The 16800-nt window shown below is 73.9% G+C and carries 19 protein-coding genes; 10 read left to right on the forward strand and 9 right to left on the reverse strand.

Annotation, left to right across the window (positions count from 1 at the left end):
- Positions 1-87: 87 nt before the first annotated feature.
- On the reverse strand, positions 88-939 hold the full coding sequence (rsmI, locus tag NLU66_RS13365) for a 16S rRNA (cytidine(1402)-2'-O)-methyltransferase (protein ID WP_259360136.1): 852 nt from the start codon (positions 937-939) through the stop codon (positions 88-90).
- A 49-nt stretch (positions 940-988) separates the two neighbouring features.
- On the opposite strand from rsmI, the gene NLU66_RS13370 reads away from it, so the two are divergent.
- Both NLU66_RS13370 and malQ read left to right on the forward strand, forming a co-directional pair.
- Positions 989-2593 (forward strand): dolichyl-phosphate-mannose--protein mannosyltransferase, encoded by a 1605-nt coding sequence (locus NLU66_RS13370; protein ID WP_259360137.1) that lies wholly within the window; start codon positions 989-991, stop codon positions 2591-2593.
- A 22-nt stretch (positions 2594-2615) separates the two neighbouring features.
- Positions 2616-4736: a 4-alpha-glucanotransferase gene (gene malQ, locus NLU66_RS13375; RefSeq protein WP_259360138.1), complete on the forward strand. Its 2121-nt coding sequence runs from the start codon at positions 2616-2618 to the stop codon at positions 4734-4736.
- Here the strand turns inward: malQ and NLU66_RS13380 are convergent.
- Genes NLU66_RS13380 through NLU66_RS13395 form a run of 4 tightly spaced genes read right to left on the reverse strand, consistent with a single transcriptional unit; the run spans position 4723 to position 7777 of the window.
- The gene (locus tag NLU66_RS13380; RefSeq protein WP_259360139.1) at positions 4723-5214 is read right to left on the reverse strand and encodes an S-ribosylhomocysteine lyase; all 492 of its coding nucleotides are present in this window, start codon (positions 5212-5214) and stop codon (positions 4723-4725) included. The genes malQ and NLU66_RS13380 overlap by 14 nt on opposite strands.
- 43 nt (positions 5215-5257) lie before the next feature.
- Positions 5258-5806, reverse strand: coding sequence for a LysR substrate-binding domain-containing protein (locus NLU66_RS13385; RefSeq protein ID WP_137771019.1), 549 nt, complete (start codon positions 5804-5806; stop codon positions 5258-5260).
- 41 nt (positions 5807-5847) lie between these two features.
- Positions 5848-6666 (reverse strand): hypothetical protein, encoded by an 819-nt coding sequence (locus NLU66_RS13390; RefSeq protein WP_259360140.1) that lies wholly within the window; start codon positions 6664-6666, stop codon positions 5848-5850.
- A 58-nt stretch (positions 6667-6724) separates the two neighbouring features.
- Positions 6725-7777, reverse strand: a complete 1053-nt coding sequence (locus tag NLU66_RS13395) for a hypothetical protein (RefSeq protein WP_259360141.1) — start codon at positions 7775-7777, stop codon at positions 6725-6727.
- A gap of 145 nt (positions 7778-7922) precedes the next feature.
- Between NLU66_RS13395 and NLU66_RS13400 the strand changes: the two genes are divergently transcribed.
- A complete protein-coding gene (locus tag NLU66_RS13400; protein ID WP_259360142.1) occupies positions 7923-8330 on the forward strand; it encodes a hypothetical protein in 408 nt (135 codons plus the stop codon).
- A 35-nt stretch (positions 8331-8365) separates the two neighbouring features.
- Here the strand turns inward: NLU66_RS13400 and NLU66_RS13405 are convergent, their stop codons facing one another.
- The gene (locus NLU66_RS13405; RefSeq protein ID WP_259360143.1) at positions 8366-9094 is read right to left on the reverse strand and encodes an alpha/beta fold hydrolase; all 729 of its coding nucleotides are present in this window, start codon (positions 9092-9094) and stop codon (positions 8366-8368) included.
- A 142-nt stretch (positions 9095-9236) separates the two neighbouring features.
- Between NLU66_RS13405 and NLU66_RS13410 the strand changes: the two genes are divergently transcribed.
- From NLU66_RS13410 to NLU66_RS13420, 3 genes are read left to right on the forward strand one after another with little or no spacing between them, the layout of a single operon-like run.
- Positions 9237-9572: a hypothetical protein gene (locus NLU66_RS13410; RefSeq protein WP_259360144.1), complete on the forward strand. Its 336-nt coding sequence runs from the start codon at positions 9237-9239 to the stop codon at positions 9570-9572.
- A gap of 40 nt (positions 9573-9612) precedes the next feature.
- Positions 9613-10215 (forward strand): cation transporter, encoded by a 603-nt coding sequence (locus NLU66_RS13415; protein ID WP_259360145.1) that lies wholly within the window; start codon positions 9613-9615, stop codon positions 10213-10215.
- A complete protein-coding gene (locus tag NLU66_RS13420) occupies positions 10212-11096 on the forward strand; it encodes a formate/nitrite transporter family protein (protein WP_259360146.1) in 885 nt (294 codons plus the stop codon). Before NLU66_RS13415 ends, NLU66_RS13420 begins: the two co-directional genes overlap by 4 nt.
- Positions 11097-11127: 31 nt before the next feature.
- Here NLU66_RS13420 and NLU66_RS13425 read toward each other — a convergent pair whose 3' ends face one another.
- From NLU66_RS13425 to NLU66_RS13435, 3 genes are all read right to left on the reverse strand, one after another.
- Positions 11128-11475 carry a DMT family transporter gene (locus NLU66_RS13425; protein ID WP_259360147.1) on the reverse strand — a complete coding sequence of 116 codons (348 nt, stop codon included), beginning with the start codon at positions 11473-11475 and terminating at the stop codon, positions 11128-11130.
- 1 nt (position 11476) lies between these two features.
- Positions 11477-11791, reverse strand: a complete 315-nt coding sequence (locus tag NLU66_RS13430) for a DMT family transporter (protein WP_259360148.1) — start codon at positions 11789-11791, stop codon at positions 11477-11479.
- 177 nt (positions 11792-11968) lie between these two features.
- On the reverse strand, positions 11969-12664 hold the full coding sequence (locus tag NLU66_RS13435; RefSeq protein ID WP_259360149.1) for a TetR/AcrR family transcriptional regulator: 696 nt from the start codon (positions 12662-12664) through the stop codon (positions 11969-11971).
- 118 nt (positions 12665-12782) lie between these two features.
- Here NLU66_RS13435 and NLU66_RS13440 point away from each other — a divergent pair, with 118 nt between their 5' ends.
- The 4 genes from NLU66_RS13440 (at position 12783) to NLU66_RS13455 (ending at position 16768) form a co-directional block, all read left to right on the forward strand.
- Positions 12783-13607: a sugar phosphate isomerase/epimerase family protein gene (locus NLU66_RS13440; protein ID WP_259360150.1), complete on the forward strand. Its 825-nt coding sequence runs from the start codon at positions 12783-12785 to the stop codon at positions 13605-13607.
- Positions 13604-14728 (forward strand): Gfo/Idh/MocA family protein, encoded by a 1125-nt coding sequence (locus NLU66_RS13445; protein WP_259360151.1) that lies wholly within the window; start codon positions 13604-13606, stop codon positions 14726-14728. The genes NLU66_RS13440 and NLU66_RS13445 overlap by 4 nt, the downstream gene beginning before the upstream one ends.
- A gap of 169 nt (positions 14729-14897) precedes the next feature.
- Entirely contained in the window at positions 14898-15575 is a 678-nt protein-coding gene (locus NLU66_RS13450) for a GntR family transcriptional regulator (protein ID WP_259360152.1), read from the forward strand.
- A complete protein-coding gene (locus NLU66_RS13455; protein WP_259360153.1) occupies positions 15572-16768 on the forward strand; it encodes an MFS transporter in 1197 nt (398 codons plus the stop codon). The genes NLU66_RS13450 and NLU66_RS13455 overlap by 4 nt, the downstream gene beginning before the upstream one ends.
- Positions 16769-16800: the final 32 nt, after the last annotated feature.

Consider the following 16800-nt stretch of genomic DNA (forward strand, 5'->3'; position numbering starts at 1 on the left):
CGGCGGGCCGAGCCCGCAGCGCAGCATCCACGGAGCCCCCGGTCATCGACCGGGGGCTCCGTCGTGCTCCCCTGCTCCGCGCGCGGATCAGGCGCGCGCGGCGAGGGCGAGGTCGTAGAGCTCGCGGGAGCTGACGCCCTCCGCCCCGGCGGCGACCGCCTTCGCCGCCTCCTTGAGCCGCTCCCCCGCGGCCGCCCGCTCGAGCACGACCGGGAGGAGCTCCTCGGCGCTCGCCGCCCGCGGCTCGGCGCCCGCGACGACGATGACGATCTCGCCGAGCACCTCCGTGCTCTCCGCCCAGGCGACGAGCTCGGCGAGGGTCCCCCGGACCACCTCCTCGTAGGTCTTCGTGAGCTCGCGCGCGGCCGCCGCGCGCCGCTGCGGCCCGAAGTCCTCCGCCATCGCGGCGAGCGTCGCCGCCGTGCGCCGCGGCGACTCGAAGAACACCATCGTGCGCCGCTCCTCCGCGAGCGGGGCGAAGGTCGCGTGGCGCTTCCCGTCCCGGCGGGGCGGGAATCCCTCGAAGCTGAAGCGGTCCGGCGCGATCCCGGAGGCCGCGAGCGCGGTGAGCACGGCGGAGGGCCCCGGGATCACCGTGACCCGGTGCCCGGCCTCGACCGCCGCCTGCACGGCGCGGAACCCGGGATCGGAGACGACGGGCATGCCCGCATCGGTGACCACGAGCACCGAGCGGCCCGCCCCGAGCGCCTCGAGCAGCACGTCCGTGCGCTCGGCCTCGTTGTGCTCGTGATAGCTGAGCACCTTCCCCGTGAGGGTCACCTCGAGGGTGTCGGCGAGCCGGTGGAGGCGACGGGTGTCCTCCGCGGCGATCAGCTCCGCCTGCTCGAGGGCCCGCAGGAGCCGCACGCTCGCGTCGAGCGGGTTGCCGATCGGGGTGGCGGCGAGGGTGAGGACTCCGGGTTCGAGCATGGGGTCCATGCTAGGGCCGGTCCGCAGGTCCCCAGGGGCGATGACCTAGCATGTCCGGGTGCAGACGGCCCCCGACGCGCGCCACCGCGCCGACATCGACGACGAGCCCGCCGCCGTGCTCGACTCGTACCGCCGGCGCCTGGGCGCCCCGTCGCTGCCCTTCTCCCGCTGGGCCTGGGCCGCCGCCTTCGCGGTGTTCGGGCTCGCGCTCGTGCTCCGCCTGTGGGGTCTCGGCTCGATCGGCGAGCTGATCTTCGACGAGACCTACTACGTCAAGGACGGCTACACGATCACCCAGCAGGGTGTCGAGATGGACTGGCCGGACGAGCCCGACGCCGCCTGGGAGCGCGGGGAGGTCGACACCTACGAGGACACCGGCGCCTACGTGGTGCATCCGCCCGTCGGCAAATGGGTGATCGGCCTGGGCATGGAGCTGCTCGGGGCCGACAACCCGTGGGGCTGGCGGATCTCCGTGGCCCTGCTCGGCGCGATCAGCGTGCTCATGGTCGCGAGGATCGGCCGGCGCCTGTTCCGCTCGACGACCGTGGGGCTCATCGCGGCGCTCCTGCTCGCCGTGGACGGGGTGCACCTGGTCGAGTCCCGCACGAGCCTGCTGGACCTCGTGCTCATGTTCTTCGCGCTCGCGGGCTTCGGCGCGCTGCTCATCGACCGCGACCTGCACCGGGAGCGGATGGCGCAGCTCGCCGCCCGCCTCCACGTGGCCGCGGAGGCCTCCCCCGCGCTCGGCCTGCCGGGCGGCGTGCGCCCCTGGCGGATCGTGGGCGGCGTCATGCTCGGCCTCTCGTGCGGCGTGAAGTGGTCCGGCCTCTACTTCCTCGCGGCCTTCGGGATCATGATCGTGCTGTGGGACTGGTGGACACGGCGCGCGATCGGCGAGCGGCGCTGGTTCACGGGCGGCCTCGTGCTCGACGCGGTCCCGGCCTTCCTCTCGACCGTCGGCGTGGCACTGCTGACCTACCTGCTCTCGTGGTCCGGGTGGTTCGCGAGCACCAAGGGCTACGACCGGCAGTGGGCGGCCGAGCAGCCCGGCGGCGGCAGCGGCAACGCCGTGATGGACGCCCTGTGGTCCCTGTGGCACTACCACGCCCAGGCGTACGACTTCCACGTCCACCTCGACACCCCGCACCCGTACCAGGCGAACCCGCTGGGCTGGCTGCTGATGATCCGGCCCACGAACTTCTACTACCGCGGCTACGACTACGGGGAGCACGGCTGCGAGGTGGCACGCTGCGCGTCCCACATCCTCTCCGTCGGCAACCCGCTGATCTGGTGGCTCGGCACCCTCGCGATCCTCGCGTGCGTCGTCCTCGCGATCCGCCACCGCGACGGCCGCGCGGCCGCGGCGCTCGCGGGCATCGTGGGCGGCTACCTGCCGTGGCTGATGTACATGGACCGCACGATCTTCACCTTCTACACGGTCGCCTTCGAGCCGTGGGTGGTGCTGTGCCTCGCCTACGTGCTGGGGCTGCTGCTGGGCCCGCCGGGCGCGGAGCGGGAGAGGCGTCTGGCCGGCGGGCTCTTCGTCGGCTCCCTGCTGACGCTGATCGTCATGGTCTCCGCGTTCTTCTGGCCGATCTGGACCGGCCAGGTGATCGACCTCGAGCAGTGGCAGTGGCGCATGTGGCTGCCCTCGTGGACGTGATCCGCGCCGCTACGATGTGCGCATGGCACTGACCTCCTCCGCACTGCGGGAACTCGCCCGTGACCTCGGCGTCGGCACGGACTACTGGGGATGGGACGGCGTGCGCCGCGACGTCGCCGACGACACCCTCGTCGCCGTGCTCGCCGGGCTCGGCCACCACGTCGCCGACGATGCCGACCTCGCCGCCGTGCGCACCGCCCGCGAGGACGCCCCGTGGGCGCGCACGCTGCCGCCGGCGACCGTGCTGCGGGCCGGCGAGGGATCCTCGCTCCCCGTGCACGTGGACCACGGCGAGGCGGTCACGGTGCGCCTCGAGCTCGAGGACGGCGGCCTCCGCGACCTCGAGCAGACCGAGGACAACACCCCACCGCGCGAGATCGGCGGACGCCTGCGGGGGCGCGCCCGCTTCGCCGTGCCGGGCGACCTGCCGCTGGGCTGGCACCGCGTCGTCGCGCAGACCCCGCAGGGACGCGAGGAGGCGGATCTCGTCGTCACCCCGCCGCGCGTCACGACGGCGGACGCCCTCGGCCCGCGCCGCGCCGTCGGCGTGCAGGCGCAGCTGTACTCCGTGCGCTCGGCCCGCTCCTGGGGCGTGGGCGACCTCGCGGACCTCCGCGACCTCGCCGCGATCACCGGGGCACGCCACGGCATGGACTTCCTGCTCGTGAACCCGCTGCACGCCTCCTACCCCACCCCGCCCGTCGAGCCCTCCCCGTACCTCCCGGTGACCCGGCGCTTCACGAGCCCGCTGTACCTGCGCATCGAGGACGTCCCCGAGTACCGGGACCTGCCCGAGCACGCCCGCCAGCGGATCGCGCTGCTGCGGGAGCCCGTCGCCGCCTGGAACGACCGCGTCGACCACCTCGAGCGGGACGAGGTGCTGAGCGCGAAGCTCGCCGCCCTCGAGGAGCTCTTCGCCGCTCCCCGCACCGCGGGACGGCAGGCGCTGCTGGACGCCTACACCGCCCGCGAGGGGCAGGGCCTCGCCGACTTCGCCCTGTGGTCCGCGCTCGCGCAGAGCCTGCGCGGCACCCCCGAGGAGGCGCGCCTGCAGGACCTCGACGAGGAGACGGTGGAACGGGCGCGCACCGAGCTCGCCGACTCCGTCGCCTTCCACACCTGGGTGCAGTGGCTGCTGGACGAGCAGCTCGCCGCCGCCCAGGCCGCCGCGCGGGAGGCCGGCATGCGGATCGGCGTCATGCACGACCTCGCCGTGGGCGTGGAGCAGGTCGGCGCGGACTCCTGGCGGCTGCGGGACGTGCTCTCGAGCGGCCTGTCCGTCGGCGCACCCGCGGACCAGTACAACCAGCAGGGCCAGAACTGGCACCAGCCGCCCTGGCACCCCGAGCACCTCCGCGAGGCCGGCTACCGGCCCTGGCGGGACATGCTCCGCTCCCTCATGCGCCATGCCGGCGCGCTCCGGATCGACCACGTGCTGGGGCTGTTCCGCCTGTGGTGCATCCCCGAGGGGAACGAGGCGGCCGACGGCGCGTACGTGTTCTTCGACCACGAGGCGATGATCGGGATCCTCGCGCTCGAGGCGGAGCGCTCGGGGACCCTCGTGATCGGCGAGGACCTCGGCACCTTCGAGCCGTGGGTGCGCGAGTACCTCGCCGGCCGCGGGATCCTGGGCACCTCGATCCTGTGGTTCGAGCACGAGGACGGCGCTCCCCTGCCGCCCGAGCGGTACCGACAGCTGTGCATGGCCTCGGTGAACACGCACGACCTCCCGCCGACGGCCGGCTACCTCGCCGGGGACCACGTGGCGCTGCGACACGAGCTGGGGCTCCTCGAGCGGCCGCTGGAGGAGGAGCGGCGGATCGACGCCGAGGCCCGTGACCGGGTGCTCGACGTGCTCCGTGCGGAGGGCCTGCTCGCCCCCGGCGCGAGCACCGAGGAGACGGTGATCGCCCTGCACCGCCATCTCGCGCGGACGCCCTCGCTGCTGCTCGGCGTCTCCCTCGTGGACTGCGTGGGCGAGCGGCGCATCCAGAACCAGCCGGGCACCGACGAGGAGTACCCCAACTGGCGGATCCCGCTCGCCGATCCGTCGCTGCGGCCCGTGACCGTGGACGACCTGGCGGAGGATCCGCGCACGGCCCGCCTGCTGCAGGCCGTGCGGGAGGAGATCAGCCGGCGGTGACGGTGCCCCACTCGGCGCGACGGTCGAGGAACGCCCGCGCCGCCTGCTGCGCGCCCTCGAGCGTGTGGTGGGCGCCCCAGCCGCACTGGACCTCGTTCGCGGCGGGCACCTCGGTCGCCGCGAGCACGTCCTCGAGGGTCGCCGCGAGCACGGGGGCGAGGTCCTCGGCGGTGTGGTCGCCGGAGAGCAGCGCGTAGAAGCCGGTGCGGCAGCCCATCGGGGACACGTCAATGACGTCGCGGGTGTGGTCGCGCATGTGCTCGGCCATGAGGTGCTCGAGCGAGTGGACCGTCTCGGAGTCGAGGTGGTCGACGTTGGGCTGCGTGAAGCGGAGGTCGAACTTCGTCAGCACGTCCCCGCCGGGGAGCACCTTGCGGTCGGCGATGCGCACGTAGGGCGCGGCCACGGTGCGGTGGTCGAGGTTGAAGCTCTCGACGTTCATGCGGGACTGCTCGTCGTGCGTGGTCTGCTCGGTCATGTCGGGTCCTCTCCGGGCCTTCTCGGGGTCGGTTCTGCGGGGCTCAGCGGCTGGAGCGGGAGGTGCGCCCGCGGACGACCCCCACGAACTCCTGGCGCAGCTCGTCGTCGGCGGCGCGCGGCCACACCAGGGCGATGCGGGTGGGCTCGGCATCCACGAGCGGGATCTGCCGCGTGTCCTTGCGATGGTGCAGGCGGGCGAGGGAGAGCGGCAGGCGCGTGAAGCCGACGCCGGTGGCGACGACGGCGACGCGGTCCGCGGCGTCGTCCTCGTGGGCGGCGGGGATCTCGGTCTCCCCCTCGAGATCCGCGAGGGAGATCTCCTCGTGCAGGCTGAGGACGTTCTCGTCGCCCACGACGATCGCCGGTCGCTCCTCCCACAGGGCGACGACGTGGAGATCCTCCGCCGCGTCGAGCGGGAGCCGCACGAAGCACATGTCCACCTCGCCCTCGGCGAGCGCGCGGCGCTGCCCGGAGAGCGGCACCGGCACCACCTCGAGATAGGCGGCACGGCGCCCGGTCCTCCAGCGGCGCACGAAGCGGTCGGGTTCGACGCCGGGCACGAAGCCGACGCGCAGCACGGGGCGGGTCATGTCCCCAGGGTACGGCGCGGCGCGGCGGGCCGGGGCGAGGGTCAGAGGGCGGCGGGGTCCGGGAGCGCGGCCGCCAGCAGCGCCTCGAGGCCGCTCGCCCCGAGCTCGCGCACCTCGACACGCTCCCCGGCGTCCTGCGGGGTGTCCATGGCGAGCACGGCGTCGGTCGTCGCGACGACGGTCAGCTGGGAGCTGGTCCCGCCGTCGGCCGAGGTGACGACGGTCAGCGCGCGGGCGTCCTGCAGCCGCCGCGAGATCTCCGTGGTCCCTGCGTCGAGCTCGGCGGCGGTCGCGGTCGTGGTCGCGCCGTCGGCCTCGGCGGCGACCTGGTCGGCGTCGACGTACCGGGCGAGCCGCGCCGGGACGGCCTCCCGGGTGGGGAGGCTGAAGTGGTGGAAGCCGTCGGCGGTGATGAGCTCCTCGAGGACGCCGCCGTGGGGATGGAGCGAGAGCAGCAGCGAGGTGGTCTGGTCCGCGACGCGCCGCGTGAGGTGCACGAGGGCGAGCGGGGAGGTGCGCAGGGTGAGGAGTCCGGCGAGGGTGCGGTCCAGCTGCGCGGTGCGCCGGGGCTCCGCTCCGGTCGCGAGGTCCTCGCCCTCGGTCTCGCGGCCCTCGTCGGTCAGCTGCACCAGGCCGCGGGCCACCAGGGAGCGCAGGGCGATCGCGGCGGCGGCGCCGCGCTCGAGCTCGGACTCGTCGAGGAAGGGGGTGCCGGCGAGCGCCGCGGCCTCGGCTCCGGCGAGGGCGGTGAGCTCCTCGTCCGTGAGGACGGCGAGGACGGCGGGGTCCTCGCTCGCGGTCGAGAGCAGCTCGTAGGCGGCGGCGGCATCGCGCTCGGTGCGCAGGGACTGCTGGGGCATGGCTCGATCCTAGGGTCAGGGGGCGGTGCGGGGACAGGGGACGGTGATCGGAGCGGCGTCAGAACCCGAAGGCGTCGCCGACCTTGCCGATCCCGTCGCTGACAGCGGATCCGACGTCGCTGACGGTGTCCTTCACGGACTCCGCCGCGTTGCCGACGGCATCGCTCACGGTGCTCGCCGCATCGCTCACGGCACCGGTCGTGGCGTTCCACGCGTCGCCCACCGCCCCGGTGATCCCGTCCCAGTTCTCGTACACGAGCTTGCCGACGTCCATGCCGATCGAGACGACGCCGAGTCCCGCGCCGATCGCGCCGACGATCGGCGCGGCGGGTCCGGTGAACGGGGCGATCGCGAGCAGGGTGCCGCCTGCGGCGCCGATGCCGCCGCTCCAGCGGTCGTAGGCGTTGTCCGCGGTGAAGGCCTGGTGGAGGCCGAAGCCGATGTCGACGAAGGGCAGCGCCTTGCCGAGCAGCTTGCCGCCGGTCTTGAGGAACGGGGCGACGTCGTCGAGCTTGTTCAGCCACTTCGCCGGTTCGAACCTGCCGATCGAGGAGGGCAGGCCGAGCTTGCCGAGGAGGTTCTCCGCGGCCTTCTGCCAGCCCTTGCCGCCGTTGAAGAGCTCGTCGAGGTACGAGGCCCTCCACAGCTTCTGCAGACCCGCCTCGGCGAGATGCGCGAACTCGTCCGCCGCGGTGGGGATCCGCTTGAGGAAGTCGAGCAGCTGGGCGCCCTTCTTGTAGAGGGACTGCCCCTTGCGCAGGAGGTCCTTGAGGAACGAGAACGGGCCGGAGCCCTCCTCGCCGTTCCCGCCGCCGTCTCCCCCGGTCCCGGAGCCGGCGTCCTGTCCGGAGGCGATGTCCTGCTCCTCCGCCTGCGCGTCGAGGTCCGCGCCGCGTCGGCTCAGCTCCTCGCCCCGCTGCGAGAGCTGCGCGGCAGTGCTCCCCGTCCACTGCGCGCGGAATGCATCGGCGTCCGGGCCCTGCCACGCCGACTCGTCCATGACCAGCGGCTCGAGCGACTCGCGCAGCTCCATGAGCCGCTGCGCCCGCTCGCGCAGCACGCCCGCGTGCTCCCGCAGCCGATCGGTGTCCGCACCGAAGAACCCGCTCATCCCGCTCCCCTTCCGAACCGCTCGGCCCGAGGGCGTGGAGCGGCGTGTCCGTGTCGAGGTCGACCGTAGCGATCCTCCGGCCGTCCGCCCATGGGGAGGACTCCCCATGGGCGCCCGACTCCTCGCCCCTCCTACGATGGACGGCATGGCCTCGACCCCCGCCTCCCTGTCCTATGCCACCGCCCTGGTGAGGAACGAGCTGTTCGCCTCGCCCGGTCTCCAGCGCGACGTGCCGAAGGTCCTCGACCCCGAGGAGCAGGTGCTGCTCGCCCTCCCGGGCGTCGCCGGGGACTTCCCCGACGTGCTCGTCGTGACCGCGCGCCGGGTGCTCGTGGTGAAGGTGACCGGGGGCCTGAAGGGCGCGAAGGTCAAGCGCGAGGTGCCTGCGCCCGCGGTCACGGGGGTGAGCTACCGGGCGGGGGCGTTCTCCCGGGTGAAGCTCGCCGTGGAGGGGCGGCGCGACCTCGCGTTCATGCCGCACCGCAAAGCGGACGCCGAGCGCTTCGCCGGCGAGTTCGCGCATCTCCTGCGCACGGGCGAGCTGCCTGCCTGACGCTCGCGCGGGCACGCTCCGCGCTCGGGAGGGTCTCAGCCCTCGCGGGCGAGCCGCGACTCCGCCCCGGCGGCCGCGGCGCGCCGCAGCACCTTCGCGAAGCGCTTGGGACGCGACAGGTTCGCGATGTGACCGGCGTCGTCGAGGACGACGAGCCGCCCGTCCCGCGCCGCCTCGACGAACAGCGCCTCGTGCCGGCGGAACGGGTCGTGCTCGCCGTTGACGAAGGTGACGGGGACGTCGATCGCGGCGACGTCCGTGAGGAGCTCGAGCGAGCCGATGGTCCGCACCACGGTCCGCACCACGCCGTGGGCGCGACCGCCGCCGTAGTAGCGGCGGGCGGCCTTGTCGCTGTGGCGGCGGGCGAAGGCCCGGGCGACGCGGGCGTCGGAGTCCCCCGGCAGCCAGTCCTTCATCGTGATCCAGAGGCCGTAGAGCCGGGCGAGCGCCGGCCCGGGGACGATCGTGCAGTCCGCGGCGACGACGCCGGCGAGCCGCCCGGGACGGGTGCCCGCCCAGTGCAGGGTGAGGAAGCCGCCGAGCGACAGCCCCACCAGCAGCGGCGGCTCCTCGCACGCGGCGACGGCCTCGTCGATCGTGGCGAGCGCGGCCTCGAGCGTGAAGGGCTCCCCGCGCCGGCGTCCGTGACCGGGGAGGTCCGGGGCGATCACGGTGTACCCGCGCTCGCGGAGGCGGCGGGTCTGCCCCTTCCACATGGTGCGCGAGGAGCGCACGGCATGGATCAGGACGATGCTCCGCGTCATGGTGACCTTCCCGGGGGCCGACGGCGGGGCGGCGCTCCCGCCCGAGGTGGAGGGTACCGGCCGCGCCTCGACATCGGCCCGGAGCCGGGCCGCCGGCGGCGGGGCGGACTCCGCTGCACCACCGCGCCCCTAGGCTGGCCGCATGCCCAGCTATCGCCTCCACGTCCCGCTCGGCGCGCTGCGGCCGGGGGTGCATCCCCCGGATCTGCTGGACCAGGCGGCGCTCGCGCTCGGCAGCCGCCACGTCGTCGAGCGCACCGACGTCGAGGCCCCGCTGGTGCACGGCCGGCGCGTGGGGCGGATCGTGCTGCGCTTCCTCGTCGAGGACGGCTCCCGCGAGGAGCAGGACGAGCAGGCGCGCACCGCGCTCGCCGCCGTGATCGAGCACCTCGAGGTGAGCGGCGCCGAGGTCGCCCCGCTCGATGCGCTGCTGCTCACGCGCGGGGCGCACGGGCGCTTCACCCCGATCCCGATCTGAGGTGCGCGCATCGGGCCCCGGCAGCTGTCACCATGTGCGGGTGAGCTCGCTGCGCCGGACGGTCCTCCTGGTCGCCGCCCTGAACCTCGCCTATGTGGGGGTCGAGGCGGTCGTCGCCCTGTCCATCGGCTCGGTGTCGCTCCTCGCGGACAGCGTGGACTTCCTCGAGGACACGGCGATCAACCTGCTCATCGCGATCGCGCTGGGCTGGAGCGCGGCACGCCGACGTCGGGTGGGATCCCTCCTGGCGGTCGTGATCCTGCTGCCGGCGATCGCCACCATCGTCATGGCGATCACGAAGATCCTCGATCCCGTCCCACCGGGAGGGGTGCCGCTGACGGTGACCGCGCTGGGGGCGCTGCTGGTGAACCTCGGCTGCGCCGCCCTGCTGGTCCGCCACCGACGGGGCGGGGGCGGCCTGACCCGGGCCGCCTGGCTCTCCGCGCGCAACGACGCCGTCGCGAACCTCGCGTTGATCGCGGCCGGCATCGCGACCCTGTGGTGGGCCACGGGGTGGATCGACATCGTGGTGGGGCTGGGGATCGGGCTGATGAACGCCGACGCCGCACGGGACGTGTGGCAGGCCGCCCGGCGGGAGCCGGGGGCCGTCGGAGCACCGCTGCACGAGGAGGCACGGGCATGACCGCACACGGAAGAGGACGGCGCCAGGACGATGCCGAGGAGCGCTCCCGGCTCGGCGACTCCGACGAGCCGGTCGAGGACGAGCTCGTCGCCGAGTTCCGCTCGACCGTCTCCGAGGGCGCCGAGCGTCTGCACCGCACCTGGCGGGCGCTGATCATCACCGGCCTGTTCGGCGGGATCGACGTGGCGCTCGGCCTCATGGCGATGCTCGCGGTGCTCGACGCGACGGGATCGAAGCTGCTGGGCGGTGCCGCCTTCGGGATCGGCCTGTTCGCCCTCCGCCTCGCGCACTCGGAGCTGTTCACCGAGGACTTCCTGCTGCCGATCAACGCGGTCCTGGCCCGCCACGGCACCTGGGCCCAGCTGCTGCGGCTGTGGGCCGTCACGCTCGTGACGAACCTGGCCGGCGGCTGGCTGTTCACCTGGATCCTGGTCGCCGCGTTCCCCCGCTTCGAGGACGTGCTCGCGAGCACGGCGGCCGGCTACCTCGAGAAGGGGCCCACCGCGGAGACGGTCGCGCTCGCCCTGCTCGCGGGGTTCACGATCACGCTCGTCACCCGGATGGGCCAGGGCTCCTCGGAGGGCATCGTGACGCTCGCCAACGCCCTGCTCTCGGGCTTCCTCGTCGTGGGGCTCGGCATGCTGCACGGCGCCCTGAACTCGGTCGTGATCTTCGCGGCGATGCACGCGGGCGCCCCGATCCCGTACACGCAGTGGCTGGTCTGGATGTGCTGGGTGATCCCCCTGAACATCCTGGGCGGTCTCGCGATCATCACGCTGCCCCGGCTCGTGCGCACCGCGGAGCTGCTGCGCCGCGAGCGCGCCGTGCACGGCGCGGACGGCGACGGGCACGGCTGCCTGGTCCGCACCGCGGAGGAGTGATCCCCGCGGCGCGGACCGCGCCGCGCCCGGGTCAGCCCGCCTCGGACTCCCTGGACGGGGACGGGGACGGGGCGAGCTTGAGCCCGATCACCGCACCGATGATTCCGAGGAGGAAGAGGATCTTCAGCGGGGAGACATCCTCGCCGCCGGTCGCCATGGCGACGCCGACGGTGAGCGCGGCCCCGGTCCCGGTCCACACGGCGTAGGCGGTGCCGAGCGGGATCTCGCGCGTCGCCCGACCCAGACCCGCCATGCTCAGCGCGAGGGCGACGAGGAAGACGAGCGTGGGCACGAGGCGGGTGAAGCCGTGCGACTCCCCGAGGGCCGTCGCCCAGACCGCCTCGAGGACGGCGCTCGCGAGCAGGATCGTCCACGCCATGTCAGCTCACCGCCTTCAGGCCCACCACGGAGCCCACGAGCAGCACGAGCAGCGACACGCGCAGCACGGTGGGCCGCTCCTGGTGGGTGAGGTACCCCCAGATCACGGTGAGGGTGGCGCCGATGCCCACCCAGACGGCGTAGGCGGTGCCGGTGGGCAGGTCGCGCATGGCGACGGCGAGCCCGGCCATGCTCAGCACGAGACCGGCCACGAACAGGGCGGTGGGCACGCGGCGGGTGAAGCCGTGGGAGGCGGCGAGCGCGGCGGCCCAGACGGCCTCCATCACCCCCGCCGCGACGAGCAGGATCCAGGACATGACAGGTCACCTCCGTGGCCGTCTTGTCGTGGTGCGGGTACAGCTCCCTCGTCCGCAGGCCCGTCCGGGGCCTCGATCCCCACGGTAGCCATCCCGGCGCGGCGGCGGAAGGGGTGGTGACCGGCCTGACCGGCCCGCCCCTCGCCGGGGCCTCCCGGTGACCTCGGCCGCGAGCCCTCAGGCCGGCGGGGCGAGCATGACCGCGAAGGTCTCCAGGGTGCTGCGCAGGGCGATCGAGGGCTCGAGCAGCCACTGGATCTGGAGACCGTCGGAGGCGGCGATGAGCAGCGCGGCGACGTGCCCCGGGTCGACGTCGGCCCGCACGGTGCCCGCCTCCTGCTCCGCGCGCAGTCCCTGCTCGAGCTCCTCCCTCAGGTTCTCGAAGCGGGGGGCGAAGTACTCCTTCGCGGGACCGGTCGCGGTCTCGAGCGAGGCCGCGACGAGGGTCGAGTAGAGCTGGACGAGACCGGGGACCTCGACGTTGACCTCCGCCGCGCGGATCATCGCGTCGAGCGCGGCGCTCACGCCGCTGCGGTACTCCGACCCCTCCTCGCGGCGCGTCTCGGCGTGCTGGTAGACGGCGACGAGGAGCTGCTCGCGCGAGTCGAAGTAGTGCAGCAGCGCGGCGTGGGAGACGCCGATGGCGGTCGCGATGCGGCGCAGGGAGGTGCCGTCGGCCCCGCGCTCGCGGAACACCTCGATCGCGCGGTCGAGGATCTCCTGGCGGCGGGCGACGCCCTTGGAGTACGCGCCCGGCCGGCCGATCGGCTCGGGGGCGCGCTCGGCGGCCGCGTCCGCCGGCTCCGTCGCATCGGGGGCGGGGGCCGGTGCGTCGGGATCGGGGCCCGCGGGGAGGGAGTGCTTCGCTGCCATGGACCGCACTGTACCCAAAGAAAACCTCCACATGGAGGCTTTTGCGTGCTAGCGTTCCACCAGCACGCCTCCCCGGCGTGGTTCTCGCCCGATGATGACGCGTGAAAGCAGGTTCCCCGTGGCACTTCCCGTTGCCTCCGTTCAGCTGTACACCCTGGCCGCAGAGTTCACTGCGGACATGGACGGCTCCCTCGACAAGCTCGCGAAGATCGGGCTGAAGAACGTCGAGGCGTTCGACTTCGTCCGCCGCCCCGCGGAGATCCGCGCGGCCCTCGACAAGAGCGGCCTCGCCTCCCCCACCGGGCACGCCCCGCTGCTCTCCGACGAGCTGTGGACCCCGGACGGCTCCATCCCCACCCCCTCCAACGAGGTCGTCTTCGAGGCCGCCGCCGAGATCGGCATCTCGACCGTCATCGACCCGATGGTCCCCACCGAGCGCTGGATCACCGAGGACGGCGTGAAGGACATCGCCGAGCGCCTCAACGCCGCCTCGGAGAAGGCCAAGGAGTTCGGCCTCAAGGTCGGCTACCACAACCACGCCCAGGAGTTCCTCGCGAGCTTCGACGGCCAGACCGCCTACCAGCGCTTCCTCTCCCTCGTGGACCCGTCGGTCGAGATCGAGCTGGACCTGTTCTGGGCCCTCGTCGGCGGCCAGGACGTCGTCGCGCTCGTCGAGGAGCTCGGCGACCGTCTCGTGGCCGTGCACGTGAAGGACGGCGTGGCCCCGGCCTCGAACCCCTTCGCACCCGACGCCCCGAAGTTCAACTCCTCGGACCTCGACCAGCGCCACGCCGGCGAGGGCGACGTGCCCACCGTCGAGGCGCTCAAGGCCGCGACGAACGTCAAGTACGCCGTCATCGAGTACGACAACGTCCCCGGCGACGTCTTCGAGGACGTCGAGAACAGCTACCGCTTCCTCGTGGACGGGGGCTTCGTCGCATGAGCAGCCCCATCGGCGTCGGCTTCATCGGCGTGGGCGTCATCTCCGACACCTACCTCGAGAACCTGAACTCCTTCCCCGACGTCGAGGTCCTCATCCTCGGCGACCTCGACACCGACCGCGCCCGCGCCCAGGCGGAGAAGCACGCCGTCCCCGCGCACGGCACGGCCCAGGACGTCCTGGACCACCCGGACGTACAGGTCGTCGTGAACCTGACGATCCCCGCCGTCCACGCCGAGGTCTCCTCCTCCGCGATCGCGGCCGGCAAGCACGTGTGGACCGAGAAGCCGCTGGGCCTGGACCGCGAGTCCACCGCCGCCCTGCTGCAGCAGGCCGAGGCCGCGGGCCTGCGCGTCGGCTGCGCACCGGACACGGTGCTCGGCCCGGGCGTGCAGACCGCCAAGCGCGAGATCGCCAAGGGCACCATCGGCCGCCCGCTCTTCGCGCAGACCTCGATGCAGTACCAGGGCCCCGAGGTCTTCCACCCGAACCCCGGCTTCCTCTTCGCCAAGGGCGCGGGCCCGCTGCTCGACATGGGCCCGTACTACTTCACGACCCTCGTGAGCCTGTTCGGCTCGGTCGAGAAGGTCGCCGCCGTGGGCCTGCGCGCCTCCGAGGAGCGCGCGATCAAGGTGGGCCCGAACGCGGGGCAGACCTTCCCCGTCGAGGTCCCCTCGACGATCTCGGTGCTCACCCAGTTCGAGGCCGGCCAGACCGGCACCTCCCTGGTCAGCTTCGACTCGCCGCTCGCCCGCCAGGGCATCGTCGAGATCCACGGCACCGAGGGCTCCCTCGTGGTCCCCGACCCCAACCAGTTCGAGGGTCGGATCGCCTACGTGAAGCCGTTCGACGCCCTCGGCGAGAAGCCGCCGGAGCAGGAGTGGATCGAGGTCCCGCAGGAGGGCGTGGTCGTGGGCCGCGGCCTGGGCCTGCTGGACATGGTCCGCGCGATCCGCGAGGGCCGTCCCCATGTGGCGAGCGGCGAGCTCGGCTACCACGTGCTCGACATCATGCTCTCGGCCGAGGAGTCCGCGGCCTCGGGCGAGTTCGTCACGGTCGCGAGCTCGGTCGGCGCGGTCCCGCCGGTCCCGGCGGACTTCGACCCCTTCGCCAGCACCCTCTGAGACCCGGCGGGCCCTGCCCGCCGCCTCGACACCGGACCCCCGGGGAGCCCCGCTCCTCGGGGGTCCGGTGCATCCGGGCCGCCCGCAGGCCCGCAGCGGCCGGCCGGCCGACGTCTCACTCCTCACCCCAATGCATCCCTTGATGCATGCATCATCTAGGGTCGGGGGCGTGAACATCGCCTACGCCCTCCCCTGGAGGAACCCCGACCGGGGCACCCTCGCCCGCCGCGCCGCCGCCGAGGCCGCCCGCCGCATCGTCGAGGGCGATCTGCCCGCCGGCGAGCTGCTGCGCGAGAGCGACCTCGCCGAGGCCACCGGCATCAGCCGCACCCCCGCCCGCGAGGCCATGCTGCAGCTCGAGCGCTGGGGCCTCGTGCGCCTGCTCCCCAAGAAGGGCGCCCTGGTCACCACCGTCACGCCGCGGGAGCGCCGGGAGCTGATCGCCGTGCGCACCATGCTCGAGGCCTCCGCCGGCGCCGCCCTCCTCTCGAGGCCCGACGCCATCCCCGCCCTCGCCGAGGAGCTCGCGGAGCTGCTCTCCCAGCAGCGCGCCGCCGCGACCGCCCAGGACCCGCTCGCCTTCGCCGCCGCGGACCTCGACTTCCACCTCGCCCTCATCGCCGCCGCGGACAACAGCGTCGTCGCCGGGATCTGCGAGGACCTCGGCCCCCGCTTCGCCCGCCTCACCGCGGCCGTCCTCGACGAGCGCAGCGGCACCATGCCCGCCCTCCTCGCCGAGCACGAGGAGCTCGCCGCGCTCCTCACCGCGGGAGACCCGGCGGCCTTCGCCGAGCGCCTGCGCGCGCACGTCGAGGACGCCTACGAGCTCGACGGGGGCGCACGATGAGCCGCACCGCGATCCGCGCCCCCTGGAGGCTCGTGGTCCCCGCGACCTTCCTGCTCGCCTGGGGCGGCAACCACTTCACCCCGCTCCTGCACGTCTACGAGTCCGTGGGCCACTACGCCGCCTGGCAGGCGAACCTCCTGCTGGGCACCTACGTCGCCGGGCTCGCCCCCGGCCTGCTCGTCGCCGCCGCGCTCTCCGACCGTCACGGCCGCCGCCCCGTGATGCTCGTGGGCATGGCCGCGACCGTGCTCGGCAGCGCGCTGCTCGCCGCGAGCCCCCATGTCTTCGCGCTGCTGTGCCTGGGCCGGGTGCTCGCCGGTCTCGGGGTGGGCGCCGCCATGTCCGTCGGCACGGCCTGGATGAAGGAGCTCTCCTCGCCGCCGTACGAGATCGGCGCCCCGGCCGTCGCGGGCGCCCGCCGCCCCTCCCTCACCCTCACGCTCGGCTTCGCGCTCGGCGCCGGGGTGAGCGGGCTGCTCGCCCAGTTCGCCCCGCTCCCCGAGGTCCTCCCCTATCTCGTGCACGGCGGTCTCGCGCTGCTCGCGACCCCGCTGCTCCTGCTCGCCCCGGAGACCCGTCATGCCGACGCGCCCGCCGCCGGCCACTGGTGGCAGGACCTCCGCGTGCCCGCCGCCGGGCACCGCCGCTTCACCCGCGCCGTGGTCCCCGCGGCGCCGTGGATCTTCGGCGCGGCCGGCGTCGCCTACGCGGTCATCCCCGCGAGCGTGCAGCACCACCTCGGCGAGAGCGCGACGCTCTACGCGACGGCGCTGACGGTGCTCACCCTCGGCACCGGCGCCGTCGTGCAGTCCTTCGTGCCGCGGCTGGACCGCCTCACCGGCGGCCGCTCCCTGCCCGTGGGCCAGGCGGCCATGTGCGCGGGCCTGCTGCTCGCGGTGCTCGCGACGGCCATCGGCAGCCCGGTCCTCGGCATCCTCGTGGCGATGGTGCTCGGCGCCGCCTACGGCACGCTCGTCGTCGCCGGACTGCTGCAGGTGCAGAGCATCGCGACGGCAGAGGACCTCGCCGGGCTCACCGGCGTCTACTACGCCCTCGCCTACCTCGGGTTCCTGCTGCCGACGATCCTCGCCGCACTGCTGCCGCTGCTCGCCTACCCCGCCTCGCTCTCGATGCTCGTGGTGCTCTGCGCCCTCTGCCTGCTCCTCGTGCGGCGCGGCCTGCGCACCGCCTGAGGCGCTCCCCTCCGGGGGCGACGTCGGCCGCC

The sequence above is a fragment of the Brachybacterium sp. NBEC-018 genome (assembly GCF_024860185.1).
Taxonomy (GTDB): domain Bacteria; phylum Actinomycetota; class Actinomycetes; order Actinomycetales; family Dermabacteraceae; genus Brachybacterium; species Brachybacterium rhamnosum.